Source organism: Streptomyces sp. AcH 505, from assembly GCF_000818175.1.
Classification (GTDB): domain Bacteria; phylum Actinomycetota; class Actinomycetes; order Streptomycetales; family Streptomycetaceae; genus Streptomyces.
Genome location: NZ_JTIY01000001.1, coordinates 3,213,151 through 3,228,720 on the forward strand (window position 1 = coordinate 3,213,151; position 15,570 = coordinate 3,228,720).

The window sequence follows — 15,570 nt, forward strand, 5'->3', positions numbered from 1 at the left end:
GCTGCCGACGCCCCCGCCGCTGCCGCCGGTCCCCGCCGACCGGCCCGGCGCGACACCCCCGCAGCCCGGTCAGCCGCAGCCCGGACAGCCGCAGTCCGGCTACCCGCAGCCGGGCCACCCCCGTATCGACCAGGTACGCGCCGAACTCGACGAGCTGAGTGACATCCTGCGCAAGCGGCAGGACGACCGGTGAACGGACGGGTCATCGCCGCCCGTTACGAGCTGTCGACGATCATCGGCCAGGGCGGCATGGGCCAGGTCTGGACGGCGTACGACCAGCGCCTCGACCGGCGCGTCGCCGTGAAGCTGCTGCGCCCCGACCGGATGGCGGCGGCTTCGGGCGCCGACGAGATGCGCCGCCGCTTCGTGCGCGAGTGCCGGGTCACCGCCCAGGTCGACCACCCCGGCCTGGTCACCGTCCATGACGCGGGCAGCGACGGGGACGACCTGTATCTCGTCATGCAGTACGTCGAGGGCGCCGACCTCGCCGACCATCTCGCCGAACACGACCCGTACCCCTGGCCGTGGGCTGCCTCCGTGGCCGCCCAGCTGTGCGCGGTGCTCGCGGCGGTGCACGCGGTGCCGATCGTGCACCGCGACCTCAAGCCCCGCAACGTGATGGTGAAACCGGACGGCACGGTCACCGTCCTCGACCTCGGCGTCGCCTCCGTCATCGACGCCGACACCACGCGCCTCACCCACACCGGATCGCCCATCGGCAGCCCCGCCTACATGGCGCCTGAGCAGGCCATGGGCGGCGCCGTCGGGCCGTACACCGACCTGTACGCGCTCGGTGTGCTCCTGCACGAACTCCTCAGCGGGAACGTGCCGTTCGCGGGGTCGACCGTGCTCGGCGTGCTCCACCGCCATCTGTACGAGCCGCCGCTGCCGGTGCGCCGGATCCGGCCCGACATCCCCGAGCCGCTGGAGGCGCTGGTGCTGCGGCTGCTCGCCAAGGATCCGCAGCACCGCCCCGCAGGCGCGCAGGAGGTGTACGAGCAGCTCATGCCGATGCTGCCGCCGCGCGGAGTCCCGGCGGCGGGACCGCTCGACCCGACCAGACCGTTCAGCCGCCCGCACGCCCCCTGGCCCGACCGGGCGACCAGCCTGCCCTCGGTGCCGCTGCCCGCCAGGCCCGAGCAGCCCGTACCGGCCGAACGCCCGGATGTGGCGGCCGCCGTGGACGAGGTGAAGCGGCTGCTCGGCGAGGGCAGCATCACCCAGGCCGTCGACATCCTCGGCTCCATCCTGCCCGCAGCCGCGGCCGAGCACGGCGAGTCGTCACCGGTCGTCCGCATCCTGCGCAAGCAGTACGCGGCGACGCTGATGGACGACGGCCAGTACCGCAGGGCGCTGCCCGAGCTGCGCCGGCTCGCCGACGACCGGGCGGCAGAGTCGGGTGCGGGCGATCAACAGGCCCTGCAGTTCCGGTTCGACGCGGCGCTCTGTCTTGAGCAGCTGGGCGAGGCGGCGGCGGCCCTCGCCGAATACCGGGCGCTGCTGCCGTACTTCGAGAACCAGCAGCGCCCCGGCGCCGACCACGACCGGGCCTTCGACATCCGCCAGCGGATCGGCAATCTGCTGCTGGCCGTCGGCGATCACGCGGCGGCGCACCAGCAGTTGGGGGATCTGCTCTACGACATCGGGCGGCTCTACGGCCCGTACCACCCGCTGGCCGCCGATGTGCGGCGGGCGCTGGAGCGCCAGCAGCAGTTCCACGGCCTCTGAAAGGTCCCGGGCAAGCCGGGAGCGGGCGTCAGGCCGCCTTGAGCCGGGCGGCCTGCAGCTTCATCGCCCGCCGCAGCTTCGGTCCGAACGGCTTCTCCACCAGCCGGTGGATGAGCCAGGCCAGGACGAGCATCGAGACGATCGCCGCGATCAGCGTCAGCCGCGGGTCGAGGCCGAACTTCTTGTGCAGGATCGTCACGGCGAACCAGCCCAGGTGCTCATGGACCAGGTAGAAGGGGTACGTGAGCGTCCCGGCGAAGGTCAGCCAGCGCCAGTTGGCCCAGCGGGCCCACCCCAGCGCCACGACCGCGACCGAGGCGAACGCGAACGTGACGATCGCGAGGATCACGTACGGCGAGCGCGGCGCGAACACCTGCGACGGGTCGGTCGCCGGGTTCCACAGGGCGATCGTCGCGTAGTGCTGCCCGAGCAGCCAGCTCACGCCGACGAGCGACCAGAGCAGTATGTCGCTGCCGTACCGGTGGATCAGGTACAGCGCCAGGCCGCCGATGAAGAACGGCGCGTTGTCCTGCATCACCAGCTCGGTGACGAGCGAGTTGTCGGCGACCTGCGCGAACGCCGTGGCCGCCGTCCACACCACGGCGAAGACGACCACGCGGCGGTAGGTGACGCCCTTCCACACCACGAACAGCGCAAGGAAGAAGTAGAAGCGCGCCTCGACCCACAGGGTCCAGCAGACGCCCAGCACCCGCCGTACGCCCATGGGCTGCTGGAGCATGGTGAAGTTCACCAGCACCTCGTGCAGCCGCAGCGGTTCGCTGACCGACGGCAGTGCGAAGCAGGCGGCGGTCACCAGGACGATGGCCGCCCAGTACGCCGGGTAGAGCCGGGTGACGCGGGAGCGGAAGAAGTCCCCGAGCGAACGGCCCCAGCTGCTCATGCAGATGACGAAGCCGCTGATGACGAAGAAGACCTGGACGCCGAGACAGCCGTAGACCGTGAGCCCCGACAGGTCGGGGAACAGATGGCGCGGCGATTCGCCCCAGGCGCGGGTGATATCGCCGCCGCGCCCCGAGTAGTGGTAGAGGCAGACCATCAGCGCGGCCACGATGCGCAGCCCGTCGAGCGCCCGCATCCGGTCGTGCCGTGGCGCGGCTGCGGCAGGCGCCGCGGCCCCGGGAGCGGTGGAAGGTGAACTCTGCGGTTCGGGAAGGGGTTCCGGTACAGGGGCCAGGGTCGCTTGCGTCATTCCCTCTGTTTCCGTCCGTTCCCACCGTCGCCAGGTCATCCAGAAGGACGCTAGGCAGCCTCCGGTGAACGTGGCGACAGCGCCGAAGTGAACACCGGTTCGAGATAGATGACGGAGGGGTGAACTGCCGAGGTGACGCACGTGTGGACGATCATGTGGGCTCCCGAGACCACAACCGTGCCTGAATCGTTGGTCGAACCAGTGGCCCAGACCACGCCGACTGCTTAACATCGATCACTGCAAGGCTTGTGCATCGCCGCACAATCTCCCCGGGAGGCCCCCTTGAACCGCCGCCGTCGCACCGCGCTCTCCATCTCCGTCGTTCTGCTCGCCGCGGCCCCGCTGCTCACCGCGTGCGGCAGCGACTCCCACCCGGGAGCTGCGGCGGTCGTCGGCGGCAAGCGGATCGAGGTGTCCACGCTCCAGGCTCAGGTCGCCGCGGTGCGCAAGGCCCAGGAGGCGTCGCCGCAGTCCGCCGAGCTGATCAAGAACTCGGGCCAGCTCAACCAGAACAAGCTCAACGGCATGATCTTCGACCGGATCCTGCTGCAGGCCGCGAGCGACGAGGGCGTCAGCGCCTCGCGCCGCGAGATCCAGACCGCCAGGCAGCAGGCCGAGGCGCAGTCCGGCGGTGCGAAGGCGTTCGAGTCCGTGCTGTTGCAGCAGGGCGCGCTCACCCCCGACCAGATCGACGACGCGGTACGCCGTGACGTGCTGCTCGCCAAGGTCGCCACGGCCGTCGGCGGCGACACCACGACCCCGCAGGGCCAGCAGAAGGTCCTCGCCCTGCTGGCGAAGACGTCGAAGTCGATGCATGTCGACGTCAACCCGCGCTACGGCACCTGGGACAACACGAAGATCTCGCTGGGCCAGTCCACGACGCCGTGGATCAAGCAGGTCACCAAGGAAGCCCCGCAGCAGGAGCCGACCGACGCCTGACCGCAGGCCGGCGGTAGGTTCGACGGGTGACACAAGAACCTCCCGCGGCGCCCGCGCAGGACCCGGCCGGCCGTATCGTCCTGCTGACCGCCAGCCATCGCGTCGCCCCCGGACTGCTGTCCTGGCCGGCCTGGCAGACGCTGCACGCCGCCGACCGTGTGCTGTGCGCCGACCCGGCCGATCCGCAGCTCCCGTATCTGAGGGAAGCCGGCGTCCGGGTCGAAGAGGGCGCCCCCGGCGCCGAGGAGCTGGTCGCCGACTGCGCCGGCGGCCGTACGGTCGTGGTGATCTCCTCGCTGGACAGCCGCGGCCCGCTCACCGACGGTCTCGCCAGGCTCGCGGGCTCGGGCCGGGTCCAGATGCCCGACCTGGAACTGCTCCCCGGCTCGTACGACCTGCCGGGCGCCCGGCTCCTCGATCTCGTCCAGGTGATGGACCGGATCAGGCGTGACTGCCCCTGGTCGTCGATCCAGACCAACCAGGGGCTCGCCAAGTACGGCATCGAGGAGATGTACGAACTGGTCGAGGCCATCGAGGACGGCGACACCCACGAGCTGCGCGAGGAGCTGGGCGACGTACTGCTCCAGGTCGTCTTCCACGCCCGCATCGCCGAGGACGGCCTGCCCGCCGACGCCGACGCCGACGCCGACGCCGACGCCGCCGACGACGACGACGGCGAGAGCGTCGAGCGGTTCTCCATCGACGATGTCGCCGCGACCCTCGTGGAGAAGCTGATCCACCGCCATCCCCATGTCTTCGGCGACGAGAGCGCGGCGACCCCGGCCGACGTCAAGACGCACTGGCTGCGGATGAAGGCGATCGAGAAGCAGCGCGACTCCGTCACCGACGGCGTACCGCTCGGCCAGCCGAGCCTCGCGCTCGCCTCGAAGCTCGCCGGGCGGGTGCGCACGGCCGGCCTGGACGTCGTACCGCCGTCGGGCGAGGGCGTCGGGTACGAGCTGCTGGCCCTGGCGGTACGGGCGGACGAGGCGGGCGTCGACCCGGAGACCGCGCTGCGTGCGGCGGCGCGTGTATATAGGGACACGATCCGTACCGCCGAGGGGCACGGCGTGCGGGACCACCGCTGACGGACGCGGCGGGCGGGTCGTTAGGGTCGGGGGATGCCCGACCAGCCCTCCCCGACCACGCCCCCCGCGCCCGCGCTCTTCACCTGGGAGTTCGCCACCGACCCGTACCCCGCGTACGCCTGGCTCCGTGAGCACGCGCCGGTGCACAGGACCACGCTCCCGAGCGGGGTCGACGCCTGGCTGGTGACGCGGTACGGGGACGCCAAGCAGGCGCTCGCCGACGCGCGGCTGTCGAAGAACCCCGTGCACCACGCGGGGAGCGCCGCCGCCAAGGGCAAGACCGGGATCCCCGGCGAGCGCGACGCGGATCTGATGACGCATCTGCTGAACATCGACCCGCCCGACCACACCCGGCTGCGCCGGCTCGTCTCCAAGGCGTTCACCCCGCGCCGGGTGGCCGAATTCGCACCACGCGTGCAGGAGTTGACGGACCGGCTGATCGACGACTTCGCGGCGAAGGGCTCGGCCGACCTCATCCACGACTTCGCCTTCCCGCTCCCCATCTACGCGATCTGCGACCTGCTCGGCGTACCGGCCGAGGACCAGGACGACTTCAGGGACTGGGCCGGCATGATGATCCGGCACGGCGGAGGTCCGCGCGGCGGCGTCGCGCGCTCGGTGAAGAAGATGCGCGGCTATCTCGCCGAACTGATCCACCGCAAGCGGCGGGAGCCCGGCGACGATCTGATCTCAGGTTTGATCCGGGCCGGCGACCACGGGGAGCACCTGACCGAGAACGAAGCGGCGGCGATGGCCTTCATCATCCTGTTCGCCGGATTCGAGACGACGGTCAACCTCATCGGCAACGGCACGTACGCGCTGCTGCGCAACCCCGGCCAGCGGACCAGGCTCCAGGAAGCGCTCGCCGCCGGCGACACCGGCCTGCTCGCCACGGGCGTGGAAGAACTCCTGCGCTACGACGGGCCGGTGGAACTCGCCACCTGGCGCTACGCGACCGAACCGCTGACCGTCGGCGGGGTGGCCGTCGCGACCGGCGACCCCGTCCTCGTCGTCCTCGCCGCCGCCGACCGCGACCCCGCCCGCTTCGACGACCCCGACCGGCTGGATCTCGCTCGGAGTGACAATCAACACCTCGGATACGGGCACGGAATCCACTACTGCCTCGGCGCACCCCTGGCACGGCTGGAGGGTCGGACCGCACTTGCCACACTTCTGACCCGGCTGCCCGATGTGCGCCTTGCGGAGGATCCTTCCGATTTGCGGTGGCGTGGGGGGCTCATCATGCGTGGATTGCGCACGCTTCCGGTGCAGTTCACACCTCTGTCCGACTGACAAACCGTCAAGTCCGTGACTTTCACGTGATCTCCGCTGCATCGACTTGTGACAGACGTTCGAGTACCGCTACGTTCACCGACAGCTCCACCAGCCACACGGTGTAGTCGTATTTCCCGTCACACGGAAGGCAACCGCATGTCCGCGAACGGCCGTCATCGCCGCCCTCGGCAGGCTCCCGCACTGATCGTCGCCGCAGGGGTGACCGGATCGGCGATCGCGATCCCGCTGCTCGGCGCTGCCGGCGCCTCCGCCGCAGACGCCACGACCTGGGACCACGTCGCCGAGTGCGAGAGCGGCGGCACGTGGAGCGCGAACCTGGAGAACGGCTATTACGGCGGGCTGCAGATGTCGCAGGAGACCTGGAACTCCTTCGGGGGTGACCAGTACGCCAGCCGGCCCGACCTCGCCAGCCGCGCCCAGCAGATACAGGTGGCCGAGAAGGTCCTCGACGCACAGGGCCCGCAGGCGTGGACGAGCTGCGCCGCGGTCTCCGGTCTCACCAAGAGCGACGTCACGCCGGACGTCGACCCCGGTGCGGGTTCCGACCCGGCGGCCGAGGACGAGGCGCCGACCGGCGTGAGCAACGACAACGGCGGCGGCACCGTCGGCAGCGTGGTCGGTGGTCTGATCGACGGCGTGACCGGCGGCGGCGACAGCAGCACGTCCCCGAAGGCCACGGACACGCCCGCGCCTTCGCCGTCGGCCACCACCCCCTCCGGCGCCCCCTCGGCGACCACGCCCGCCCCTGACGCCTCCGGGACACCGTCCGGCACGCCGTCCGGGACCCCCTCCAAGGCGTCCAAGCACCGCGGCGCCGCGGCTCCCGAGACGACACGGCCGGGCAATTCGGGCGAACAGCGGGAAACTGGCCGTCATGCCTCGCGAGTTAACGAACCGGTACATGACGCGAAGGGTGACGGCATCTCCGTCGGTCAGTACGCCGCCCCCGTGGACGAGGCCCCGACGCTGATCACCGACGCGCTGAAGCTGCCGGGCGGCTGGCAGCAGATCTACGCGGCGGACGCGGCGCTGGCCAGTGCGGATCTCGCGAAGTAGCCTCTGCAGCGAGGGCAGTTAGAGACCCTATGTCCACTTCTGTGAAAGTGAGACAAGGGTCTCTTTGCCGTAATTGGTGTGCTCTGCCCGCCGGGTTCGTCCCTTTCCGCTCCCACCTGCGAAAACACAACGGTGTTGAAGACCGGTAAGGGCGATTTATCCGTGATGCTCTCCTTTGAACATCCGGGGCGGGCTGTGTTTACGTCTGAACCGCTCGCACCGCGGGCCCCGTCGACCGGCACGCCGAATCCTGCCGCCGGACGCCGGGAACAGTCGTCGCGTAAAGCGCCGTAGGCAGGAGCGGGGGACCCAAGGTTAGGCGCCGGACCCGGCCGTCGAGAGACGGCCGCCGACCGGCTCGGGGTGTAGCCACCTGCCGTCACGCGGCAGGTGGCCGGGCAACTCACTTGGCCCGAACCCGACAGCTGACCTCGTAGGCGTCGGTGAGGAGATGCTCCATGCTGCGTTCCAGCAATGCCAAGCACCGCCGCCCGTCCAAGGCCGTCCGCTACGCGACGCTCGCCGGAGTGACCGGTGCCGCCATCGCGGTACCGCTGCTCGGTGCCACGTCCGCATCGGCCGCCTCCACCTCGGAGTGGGACCAGGTCGCCTCGTGCGAGTCCGGCGGCAACTGGTCGATCAACACCGGCAACGGGTACTACGGCGGTCTGCAGTTCTCGTCGTCCACCTGGGCCGCGTACGGCGGCACCGCCTACGCCTCCAGCGCCGACCAGGCCTCCAAGTCGCAGCAGATAGCCGTCGCCGAGAAGGTCCTGGCCAGCCAGGGCAAGGGCGCCTGGCCGAGCTGTGGCGTCAACCTGTCCGGCGCGTCCAGCAGTTCGGACGCCGCCCAGCCGCAGGAGCAGGCCCCCCAGCAGCAGTCGCAGCCCAAGCAGCAGCAGGCGCAGCCCTCCTCGAAGCAGCAGTCGAGCCGCAGCGAGGCGCAGCCCGCGTCGCGCGGCCAGAGCCGTCCCGCCACGATCAAGAAGGGTGACGGCGAGTACAAGGTCAAGGGTGGCGACACCCTTTCGAAGATCGCCACCGCCCATCACGTCAAGGGCGGCTGGAAGAAGGTCTTCGACCTGAACAAGGACATCGTCAAGGACGCCGATGTGATCTACCCGGGCCAGCAGCTCCACCTCAGCTAGTCCCGGGTCACTGACCCGACCGGTCCTCACCGACCACCCCGGTCCGGCGCGCGTCCCCCGTGCGTGCCGGGCCGGGGTTCCTTGTGCGGGTGCGGGTGCGGGTGCGGGGCCCGCTACGGGGTCCCGGTGGAGCAGCCGCCGGATTTGTCCGGCCTGCCGGGTATTCGGTCCTCATTTCGTCCCAGCGTGCGGGCACAGGCCGGCCGACGCCCCGCCGCCGGTTAGGCTCTTGGCGCAAGGCCAACGGGCCCTGCGCTCCAAGCGTCACATCCCAGAAGGAGATGCTCGTGCCGTCCATCGACGTCGTCGTAGCCCGGGAAATCCTCGACTCCCGAGGCAACCCCACGGTCGAGGTCGAGGTCGGCCTCGACGACGGCAGCACAGGCCGTGCTGCTGTCCCCTCCGGTGCCTCCACCGGTGCGTTCGAGGCCCTTGAGCTCCGCGACGGTGACCAGAACCGTTACCAGGGCAAGGGCGTCGAGAAGGCCGTCCTCGCCGTCATCGAGCAGATCGGCCCGGAGCTCGTCGGCTACGACGCCACCGAGCAGCGGCTGATCGACCAGGCGATGCTGGACCTGGACGCCACCCCCGACAAGTCGTCGCTCGGCGCCAACGCCATCCTGGGTGTCTCCCTCGCCGTGGCGCACGCCGCCTCCGAGGCGTCCGACCTGCCGCTGTTCCGCTACCTCGGCGGTCCGAACGCGCACCTGCTGCCCGTCCCGATGATGAACATCCTGAACGGCGGGTCGCACGCCGACTCGAACGTGGACATCCAGGAGTTCATGATCGCCCCGATCGGCGCCGAGTCCTTCTCCGAGGCGCTGCGCTGGGGCGCCGAGGTCTACCACACCCTCAAGCGCGTCCTGAAGGACAAGGGCCTGGCCACCGGTCTCGGTGACGAGGGCGGCTTCGCGCCGAACCTGGACTCCAACCGCGCCGCGCTCGACCTCATCCTCGAAGCGATCAAGGAGGCCGGCTACGTCGCCGGCCGTGACATCGCGCTCGCGCTCGACGTCGCCGCCTCCGAGTTCTACAGCGAGGGCAAGTACAACTTCGAGGGCGAGTCCCGCTCGGCCGCCGAGATGACCGAGTACTACGAGGAGCTCGTCGCCTCGTACCCGCTCGTCTCCATCGAGGACCCGCTGTTCGAGGACGACTGGGCCGGCTGGAAGGTCCTCACCGACAAGCTGGGCGCCAAGGTCCAGATCGTCGGCGACGACCTCTTCGTCACCAACCCGGAGCGCCTCGCCCGCGGTATCGAGGAGGGCTCGGCCAACGCGCTGCTCGTCAAGGTCAACCAGATCGGTTCGCTGACCGAGACGCTCGACGCCGTCGAGCTGGCGCAGCGCAACGGCTTCAAGTGCATGATGTCGCACCGCTCGGGCGAGACCGAGGACGTCACCATCGCCGACCTCGCCGTCGCCGTGAACTGCGGCCAGATCAAGACCGGCGCACCGGCCCGCTCGGAGCGCGTCGCCAAGTACAACCAGCTGCTGCGCATCGAGGAGATCCTCGACGACGCGGGCGTCTACGCGGGCCGCAGCGCGTTCCCGCGCTTCCGCTCCGCCGAGTAGCACAGGCAGCACGGCGGTCCTGCTCTTGCCCGCCCGTCGTACGTACGTCCCCGGCCCCGGTCCCGTACCGTGTCCGGGGACGTACGTACGTGACACGGGAGGCGAGCGATGAGCGGGAGCCGGGACCGGTTCTCCACCGCGACCAGGCTGCGGGTGCTCGGTGAGCAGACCGCGGCCCGGGTCTACCGCTCCCAGAGCCGCCGGCAGGCGCGCCGCTCCCGGCTCACCGGCCGGGCGGCCTTCCTGGCCCTGGTCGTGTGCACGCTCGTCGTGGCGCTCGCGTACCCGATGCGGCAGTACGTGTCCCAGCGCAACGAGATCAGCGACCAGGAGCGGACGTCGCGTGACGCGAAGCGCCAGGTCGAGGAGTTGCGCGACGAGAAGGCGCGGCTCCAGGACGACGCGTACATCGAGCGGCTGGCCAGGGACCATCTGCACTACGTGATGCCGGGGGAGACCGGCTTCACGATGACCGACCCGCACACCGTCAAGGAACAGCACGAGGTGGAGGGCGGGGCCGACCGCCCCTGGTACTCCAACCTCATGGACGACGTCGACAACGCGGACCGCCCGGACAGGTAACCCGGCGGGCGGGCCGCCGCGCACAACCTAGGCAGGCATGGACAAGCCCCCTCCGCAGACCGACCGCACCGAGCCCACCGAGGCGGATGTCGCGGCCTTCAAGCAACAGCTCGGCCGACCGCCGCGCGGACTGCGCGCCATCGCGCACCGCTGCCCCTGCGGTCAGCCGGACGTGGTCGAGACGGCGCCGCGGCTGCCCGACGGCACGCCCTTCCCCACGACGTACTACCTGACCTGCCCGCGCGCGGCCTCGGCCATCGGCACGCTGGAGGCGAACGGCGTCATGAAGGAGATGACCGAACGCCTCGCGACCGACCCGGAGCTGGCCGCCGCGTACCGCGCCGCCCATGAGGACTACATCGCGCGCCGTGACGCCATCGAGGTGCTGGCGGGCTTCCCCAGCGCCGGCGGCATGCCGGACCGGGTGAAGTGTCTGCACGTCCTGGTCGCGCACTCGCTGGCGGCCGGCCCCGGGGTCAACCCGCTGGGTGACGAGGCGCTGGCGATGCTGCCCGAGTGGTGGGCCAAGGGGCCGTGTGTGATCCCGTTCACAAATGAGGAGTCCGGATGACCAGGGTGGCCGCCGTCGACTGCGGTACGAACTCGATCAGGCTGCTGGTCGCGGACGCCGACCCGGTGGCGGGCACGCTGGCCGACCTGGACCGGCGGATGACGATCGTCCGGCTCGGCCAGGGCGTGGACCGCACGGGCCGGCTGGCCCCGGAGGCGCTGGAGCGCACGTTCGCCGCCTGCCGGGAGTACGCGGAGATCATCAAGGAGCACGGCGCCCGCCGGATCCGGTTCGTCGCCACCTCGGCGTCGCGTGACGCAGAGAACCGCGACGACTTCGTGCGCGGCGTGCGCGGCATCCTGGGCGTGGAGCCCGAGGTGATCACCGGTGACGAGGAGGCCGCGCTCTCCTTCACCGGCGCGACGAAGGAACTGCCGGGCTACGAGAGCCGGCTGGTCGTGGACATCGGCGGCGGCTCGACGGAGTTCGTCGTCGGCGACGACCAGGTCAGGGCCGGGCGGTCGGTCAACATCGGCTGCGTACGGCTGACGGAGCGCCATCTGCTGCGCGACGGCGCCGTCACCGACCCCGTGACACCGGATCAGGTCGCCGCGATGCGCGCCGACATCGAGGCGGCCCTGGACCTCGCCGAGGAGGCCGTACCGCTCCGCGAGGCCCGCACCCTGGTGGGGCTCGCCGGCTCGGTCACGACCGTGGCCGGTATCGCGCTCGGTCTGGACGCGTACGACTCGACGGCGATCCACCACTCGCGGATCCCGTACGGGCAGGTCAAGGAGATCACCGAGCGGTTGCTGGCCGCCACCCACGAGGAGCGCGCCGCGATCCCGGTCATGCACGCGGGCCGGGTGGACGTCATCGGCGCCGGCGCCCTCGTACTGCTGTCGATCATGGAGCGGACGGGCGCCGCCGAGGTGGTCGTCAGCGAGCACGACATCCTCGACGGCATCGCCTACAAGGCGGCCGAAGAGGCCCGCGCCACGACGGACTGAACGTCCTCCCGAGGAACTTCGTGAAGTTCTTCACAAGGAAAAGACTCCTGCCGTGCGCGGTTGCCGTGCGCAAGGGCCGCAGGGGCCCTCGAAAGGGGTCCGGACGGACCCTACGGGGGAGTTCCGGGGGCGTTACGGCACTGTGAACCCGCGCGGTGGTCCGCGTGGCGGGTGACGCGTAGGGGCAGGTCACAGGGGGTGCCGGTGGGGTCACGGCGCCCCCTGACCGCTGTCGCGGGAAGGGCCTCGCGGCAAAGGGGCCGGGCAGTGTAGCACAGGTACCCCCTACCCTTGTGAAGGGGCTCACGAGTACCCCCCACCCCCGGGGTGGATACTCGATGGCATGAGCACCACGGAGCGTCCCAGGATCCTCGTTGTAGGCGGTGGGTACGTAGGCCTGTACGCAGCTCGTCGCATTCTGAAGAAGATGCGGTACGGGGAAGCGACCGTCACGGTCGTGGACCCACGCTCGTACATGACGTACCAGCCCTTCCTCCCCGAAGCTGCCGCCGGCAGCATCTCGCCTCGGCATGTCGTCGTACCGCTGCGACGCGTGCTGCCCAAGGCTGAGGTTCTCACCGGCCGGGTCACGACCATCGACCAGGACCGCAAGGTCGCCACAGTCGCGCCGCTCGTCGGCGAGGCCTACGAGCTGCCCTTCGACTACCTGGTCGTCGCGCTCGGCGCGATCTCCCGTACCTTCCCGATCCCCGGCCTCGCCGAGCAGGGCATCGGCATGAAGGGCATCGAGGAGGCGATCGGACTGCGCAACCACGTGCTGGAGCAGCTCGACAAGGCCGACTCCACGACGGACGAGGACGTCCGTCGCAAGGCGCTCACCTTCGTCTTCGTCGGCGGCGGCTTCGCCGGCGCCGAGACGATCGGCGAGGTCGAGGACCTGGCGCGCGACGCGGCCAAGTACTACACGAACGTCAAGCGCGAGGACATGCGCTTCGTCCTCGTCGACGTCGCCGACAAGATCCTCCCCGAGGTCGGCCCGAAGCTGGGCGCCTGGGGCAAGGAGCACCTTGAGGGCCGTGGCGTCGAGATCTACCTGAAGACCGGTATGGACTCCTGCGTCGACGGTCACGTGGTGCTGAACAACGGCCTTGAGGTCGACTCCAACACCATCGTGTGGACGGCCGGCGTCAAGCCCAACCCGGCGCTCGCCCGCTACGGTCTGCCGCTCGGCCCGCGTGGTCACGTCGACACCAACGAGAAGCTCCAGGTGCAGGGCACCGACTACATCTGGGCCGCCGGCGACAACGCCCAGGTCCCGGACGTCGTCGGCCGCAAGGCCGGCAACCCGAACGCCTGGTGCCCGCCCAACGCCCAGCACGCGCTGCGCCAGGCCAAGGTGCTCGGCGACAACGTGATCTCGGGTATGCGCGGCTTCCCGCAGGGGGACTACAGCCACGCCAACAAGGGCGCCGTCGCGGGTCTCGGCCTGCACAAGGGCGTCGCGATGATCGTCATGGGCAAGATGAAGATCAAGCTCAAGGGCCGGCTCGCCTGGTACGCCCACCGCGGCTACCACGGCATGGCCATGCCGACGTTCAACCGCAAGATCCGGGTCTTCGCCGACTGGACGCTCTCGATGTTCCTCAAGCGCGAGGTCGTGTCGCTCGGCGCGATGCAGACGCCGCGCGAGGAGTTCTACGAGGCGGCCAAGCCGACCCCGCCCGCCGCGGTCGTCGTCCGGCCCGAGCCTGAGAAGGCCAAGGCTTCCTGACCCCGCCCAGCTGACCGAGAGGGCCGTCCGCCATCCGTGGTGCGGGCGGCCCTCTCGCATGTCCCCGGCCGGTCGAGGGCGCCGGGGAGCCCCGCCCTCGCCCTGACGGCCCAACAGGCGGGCTTCACCCGTGCGGTCTTGACCGCCCCCTCCGGACGTCGTTCCGCGCACCGGACGACTCCCACCGCACGGGGGCGCACCGAGCCGTACCGCGCTAAACTCCGTGGTGAATGCAGCTATTTTACGGTCTCATTGCGTGACAGCGGGACTGCGTCAGCACCCTCCGGGTGTTTACGTGGTGCTGAGCATGTCTGGATTAATCATCACGGAGGTGTGCGCCATGGCCGACGCCGCGCTGCGGCTGACCACTCTTGCCGAAGAACTGCTGGGAGCCCCGCTCCCGGTACGTATCCGCGCTTGGGACGGCAGTGAATCAGGGCCCCCGGACGCGCCGATCCTGGTCATCCGCAGCCGCCGTGCGTTGCGCCGGCTGCTGTGGAAGCCGGGCGAGCTGGGCCTGGCCCGCGCCTGGGTCGCCGGCGAGCTGGATGTCGAGGGCGACCTGTACGCGGCCCTGGAGCTGCTCGCGGGGCTCATCTGGGAGAAGGGCGCCGAGGCCAAGGACACCGTGCACCCTGTCCTCGACCCGCGGATGCGGGCCGCGGCGAAGGGCATCGTCCAGATCGCGGGCCCCTGGCCGCCGCCCCCGCCGCCGGTCGAGGAAGTACGCCGCCGCACGGGCGCGCTGCACACCAAGCGGCGCGACAAGCAAGCCATCAGCCACCACTACGACGTCGGCAACGACTTCTACGAGATGGTGCTCGGCCCCTCCATGGTCTACTCCTGCGGCTACTGGGACGACACCCCCGGCTTCACCCTCGAACAGGCCCAGCGCGACAAGCTCGACCTGGTCTGCCGCAAGCTCGCGCTGAAGGACGGCGACCGGCTGCTCGACGTCGGCTGCGGCTGGGGCTCGATGGCCATCCACGCCGCGCGCGAGTACGGCGCCCGGGTCACCGGCGTCACCCTCTCCCGTGAGCAGGCCGCGTACGCCCGTAAGCGCATCGCCGAGGAGGGGCTGACCGACCGGGTCGAGATCCGGGTCCAGGACTACCGCGACGTCCGGGACGGCCCGTACGACGCGATCTCCTCCATCGGCATGGCCGAGCATGTCGGCACGGTGCGCTACCGGGAGTACGCGGACGACCTGTACGCCTTGCTCAAGCCGGGCGGCCGGCTGCTCAACCACCAGATCGCCCGGCGTCCGGAGAAGGTCGAGGAGGAGTACCACATCGACGAGTTCATCGACGCGTACGTCTTCCCCGACGGCGAGCTGGCCCCGCTCGGCCGGACCGTCGCCACGCTGGAGGAAGCGGGCTTCGAAGCCCGTGACGTGCAGTCGATAAGGGAGCACTACGCGCTGACCCTGCGCCGCTGGGTGGCCAATCTGGAGCAGCACTGGCCCGAGGCGGTCCGTGCCACCTCGCCGGGCCGGGCCAGGGTCTGGCGGCTCTACATGGCGGCGTCCGCGCTCTCCTTCGAGCGCAACAGGATCGGTGTGAACCAGATCCTGGCCGTGAAGACACCGGAGAGCGGCGAGCCGGGAGCGCCGCTGCGCTCGCACGACTGGCGCTGACCTCTTCCGTGCCGCACCGGGCCCCGCGGCAGAGCTGCCGCGGGGCCCGGTCGTCCGGTG

At 70.5% G+C, this 15,570-nt stretch carries 13 protein-coding genes, 1 pseudogene and 1 riboswitch; of the genes and pseudogenes, 13 read left to right on the forward strand and 1 reads right to left on the reverse strand.

What is annotated here, in order from left to right; all coding sequences use genetic code 11:
* Both HY68_RS43755 and HY68_RS14735 read left to right on the forward strand, forming a co-directional pair.
* Positions 1 to 193 (forward strand): annotated as a pseudogene (locus tag HY68_RS43755) (hypothetical protein); the annotation flags it as partial.
* On the forward strand, positions 190 to 1,728 hold the full coding sequence (locus HY68_RS14735) for a serine/threonine-protein kinase (RefSeq protein WP_041988929.1): 1,539 nt from the start codon (positions 190 to 192) through the stop codon (positions 1,726 to 1,728). The pseudogene HY68_RS43755 and the gene HY68_RS14735, both read left to right, overlap by 4 nt.
* Before the next feature lie 28 nt (positions 1,729 to 1,756).
* Here the strand turns inward: HY68_RS14735 and HY68_RS14740 are convergent, their stop codons facing one another.
* Positions 1,757 to 2,938 carry an acyltransferase gene (locus HY68_RS14740; RefSeq protein ID WP_078863611.1) on the reverse strand — a complete coding sequence of 394 codons (1,182 nt, stop codon included), beginning with the start codon at positions 2,936 to 2,938 and terminating at the stop codon, positions 1,757 to 1,759.
* A gap of 282 nt (positions 2,939 to 3,220) precedes the next feature.
* On the opposite strand from HY68_RS14740, the gene HY68_RS14745 reads away from it, so the two are divergent.
* The 11 genes from HY68_RS14745 (at position 3,221) to HY68_RS14795 (ending at position 15,510) form a co-directional block, all read left to right on the forward strand.
* On the forward strand, positions 3,221 to 3,877 hold the full coding sequence (locus HY68_RS14745) for a SurA N-terminal domain-containing protein (RefSeq protein WP_041988931.1): 657 nt from the start codon (positions 3,221 to 3,223) through the stop codon (positions 3,875 to 3,877).
* A gap of 26 nt (positions 3,878 to 3,903) precedes the next feature.
* A complete protein-coding gene (locus HY68_RS14750; protein WP_041988932.1) occupies positions 3,904 to 4,965 on the forward strand; it encodes a nucleoside triphosphate pyrophosphohydrolase in 1,062 nt (353 codons plus the stop codon).
* Positions 4,966 to 4,998: 33 nt separating this feature from the next.
* Positions 4,999 to 6,258: a cytochrome P450 gene (locus HY68_RS14755; protein ID WP_041988933.1), complete on the forward strand. Its 1,260-nt coding sequence runs from the start codon at positions 4,999 to 5,001 to the stop codon at positions 6,256 to 6,258.
* A 138-nt stretch (positions 6,259 to 6,396) separates the two neighbouring features.
* Entirely contained in the window at positions 6,397 to 7,317 is a 921-nt protein-coding gene (locus HY68_RS14760) for a transglycosylase family protein (RefSeq protein WP_078863612.1), read from the forward strand.
* 276 nt (positions 7,318 to 7,593) lie between these two features.
* A riboswitch (cyclic di-AMP (ydaO/yuaA leader) is annotated at positions 7,594 to 7,772 on the forward strand.
* Between the two features lie 3 nt (positions 7,773 to 7,775).
* On the forward strand, positions 7,776 to 8,465 hold the full coding sequence (locus tag HY68_RS14765; protein ID WP_041988934.1) for a transglycosylase family protein: 690 nt from the start codon (positions 7,776 to 7,778) through the stop codon (positions 8,463 to 8,465).
* Between the two features lie 287 nt (positions 8,466 to 8,752).
* Positions 8,753 to 10,039: a phosphopyruvate hydratase gene (gene eno, locus HY68_RS14770; RefSeq protein ID WP_041996093.1), complete on the forward strand. Its 1,287-nt coding sequence runs from the start codon at positions 8,753 to 8,755 to the stop codon at positions 10,037 to 10,039.
* Between the two features lie 108 nt (positions 10,040 to 10,147).
* Positions 10,148 to 10,621 (forward strand): septum formation initiator family protein, encoded by a 474-nt coding sequence (locus HY68_RS14775; protein WP_041988936.1) that lies wholly within the window; start codon positions 10,148 to 10,150, stop codon positions 10,619 to 10,621.
* Positions 10,622 to 10,658: 37 nt separating this feature from the next.
* Positions 10,659 to 11,192, forward strand: a complete 534-nt coding sequence (locus HY68_RS14780) for a DUF501 domain-containing protein (protein WP_041988938.1) — start codon at positions 10,659 to 10,661, stop codon at positions 11,190 to 11,192.
* Positions 11,189 to 12,142, forward strand: coding sequence for a Ppx/GppA phosphatase family protein (locus HY68_RS14785; RefSeq protein ID WP_041988940.1), 954 nt, complete (start codon positions 11,189 to 11,191; stop codon positions 12,140 to 12,142). Before HY68_RS14780 ends, HY68_RS14785 begins: the two co-directional genes overlap by 4 nt.
* 343 nt (positions 12,143 to 12,485) lie before the next feature.
* Positions 12,486 to 13,874 carry an NAD(P)/FAD-dependent oxidoreductase gene (locus tag HY68_RS14790; protein WP_041988941.1) on the forward strand — a complete coding sequence of 463 codons (1,389 nt, stop codon included), beginning with the start codon at positions 12,486 to 12,488 and terminating at the stop codon, positions 13,872 to 13,874.
* A 340-nt stretch (positions 13,875 to 14,214) separates the two neighbouring features.
* Positions 14,215 to 15,510, forward strand: a complete 1,296-nt coding sequence (locus HY68_RS14795) for a cyclopropane-fatty-acyl-phospholipid synthase family protein (protein WP_041988943.1) — start codon at positions 14,215 to 14,217, stop codon at positions 15,508 to 15,510.
* The last annotated feature ends 60 nt before the right edge of the window (positions 15,511 to 15,570 follow it).

Excerpts from the sequence above, each read along its gene's own strand:
- HY68_RS14795 (WP_041988943.1), top strand. The coding sequence starts at position 14,215 with ATGGCCGACGCCGCGCTGCGGCTGACCACTCTTGCCGAAGAACTGCTG.
- HY68_RS14785 (WP_041988940.1), top strand. The coding sequence starts at position 11,189 with ATGACCAGGGTGGCCGCCGTCGACTGCGGTACGAACTCGATCAGGCTG.
- HY68_RS14765 (WP_041988934.1), top strand. The coding sequence starts at position 7,776 with ATGCTGCGTTCCAGCAATGCCAAGCACCGCCGCCCGTCCAAGGCCGTC.
- HY68_RS14755 (WP_041988933.1), top strand. The coding sequence starts at position 4,999 with ATGCCCGACCAGCCCTCCCCGACCACGCCCCCCGCGCCCGCGCTCTTC.
- HY68_RS14790 (WP_041988941.1), top strand. The coding sequence starts at position 12,486 with ATGAGCACCACGGAGCGTCCCAGGATCCTCGTTGTAGGCGGTGGGTAC.
- HY68_RS14780 (WP_041988938.1), top strand. The coding sequence starts at position 10,659 with ATGGACAAGCCCCCTCCGCAGACCGACCGCACCGAGCCCACCGAGGCG.
- HY68_RS14775 (WP_041988936.1), top strand. The coding sequence starts at position 10,148 with ATGAGCGGGAGCCGGGACCGGTTCTCCACCGCGACCAGGCTGCGGGTG.
- HY68_RS14760 (WP_078863612.1), top strand. The coding sequence starts at position 6,397 with ATGTCCGCGAACGGCCGTCATCGCCGCCCTCGGCAGGCTCCCGCACTG.
- HY68_RS14740 (WP_078863611.1), bottom strand. The coding sequence starts at position 2,938 with ATGACGCAAGCGACCCTGGCCCCTGTACCGGAACCCCTTCCCGAACCG.